Consider the following 1,753-nt stretch of genomic DNA (forward strand, 5'->3'; position numbering starts at 1 on the left):
AAGAACGAGCTACACAAAGACCCATTCACTGGAACTGTCTTCGTATTCCGGTCGCGCAAAGCAGATCGGTTAAAGCTGATCTACTGGGACGGCAGCGGTCTGGTGATGGCATACAAGCGGCTGGAGGAACACACGTTCACTTGGCCGGGCATCAAGGATGGCCTGATGACACTGGGCCATGCTCAGTTCGAGGCGCTGTTTGCAGGGCTCGACTGGCGTCGGGTCCGTGCGGTAGAAGCGAGAGCACCGGACGCCATCGAATAGATGCGGCACGATGACTCGGTCGGCAAATTCCGACGGCGAAGCGCCGCTGGTTTTGATAGGCTTCCACCATGTTGGACACCGCCGATTTCCCTGACGATATCGATGCCCTGAAGACGATGCTGATCGCGGCGCAAGCGCGTGAAGTTCGTAAGGATGAGCGGATCGAGCGACTGGAGAAGCTTGTCGCCGCATTCAAGCAGGCTGCCTTCGGTCGCAAATCCGAGAAGGCTGATCCTGAGCAGTTCGATCTCGCGCTGGAAGACCTGGAAACGACCATCGCTGCCATCCATGCCGAAGACGAGGCCGATACATCCTCGGGCAAGCAGCGATCCAAATCCCGCGCCGTCAATCGCGGCTCTCTTCTCGCCCATCTTCCTCGTATCGAAGAGATAATTGAACCGGAAAGCCTGATCTGCGCTTGCGGCGGTTGCCTGCATCGCATCGGAGAGGACGTGTCTGAGCGGCTGGATGTTATCCCGGCGCAGTTCCGCGTCATCGTCACTCGCCGACCCAAATATGCCTGCCGTGCCTGTACTGATGGCGTTGCCCAGGCTCCAGCGCCCGCACGACTGATCCAAGCCGGATTGCCGACAGAGGCAACCATCGCGCATGTGCTGGTGTCCAAATACGCCGACCATCTGCCGCTTTATCGACAGGCCCAGATTATGAGCCGCCAAGGCATCGATCTCGACCGTTCCACTCTGGCCGATTGGGTTGGTCGGGCGGCATTCGAGTTGCGCCCGGTCTTCGACGCTTTGATCGCCGATCTAAAGCGCTCGACAAAACTGTTCATGGACGAAACCCGTGCGCCGGTCCTCGATCCAGGCTCTCGCAAAACCAAGACCGGATACTTCTGGGCGCTGGCCCGCGACGACCGACCATGGAGCGGCGGGGCTCCACCCGGAGTGGCTTTCACCTACGCTCCCGGTCGTGGCGGCCAACATGCCGAACGGATATTGCGGGGGTTCACGGGCGTTCTCCAAGTGGACGGCTACGCCGGATATAATCGGCTGATCGCACCGGACCGTGTCGGCCCGGACATCCGGCTTGCCTATTGTTGGGCACATGCACGGCGCAAGCTGGTCGAGATCACTCGTACCGGCACAGCGCCGATTGCCGAGGAAGGCGTGGAGCGGATTGGTGAACTCTATCGGGTCGAGTCCGAGCTACGCGGGCTTCCCGCAGAAGCTCGCCTCGCCGGGCGACAGGAACGATCAGCGCCATTGATTGCGGACATGCGAACTTGGCTCACGCAGCATCGTGCCCGCGTCGCTGGCAAGTCGTCGCTTGGCGAGGCGCTCGCCTACATCGCCAAATATTGGGATGGCCTCTGCGTCTTCTTGACCGACGGTCGGATCGAGATCGACAACAATAGTATCGAGAGAACTATCCGGCCGATAGCGCTCAATCGGAAGAACGCTCTCTTCGCCGGGCACGACATGGGAGCACGGAATTGGGCAACCATCGCCTCGCTCATCGAGACGTGCAA

The 1,753-nt window shown here is 60.2% G+C and carries 2 protein-coding genes; both read left to right on the forward strand.

The window, feature by feature from the left end; genetic code table 11:
- A partial coding sequence (gene tnpB / locus CO660_RS32300) for an IS66 family insertion sequence element accessory protein TnpB (RefSeq protein WP_141504981.1) occupies positions 1-264 on the forward strand: 264 nt, incomplete at its 5' end.
- A gap of 68 nt (positions 265-332) precedes the next feature.
- The coding region (locus CO660_RS32305) for an IS66-like element ISRel8 family transposase (protein WP_097601884.1) at positions 333-1,753 on the forward strand (1,421 nt) is incomplete at its 3' end.

It is taken from the genome of Rhizobium sp. L9 (assembly GCF_002531885.1).
Taxonomy (GTDB): domain Bacteria; phylum Pseudomonadota; class Alphaproteobacteria; order Rhizobiales; family Rhizobiaceae; genus Rhizobium.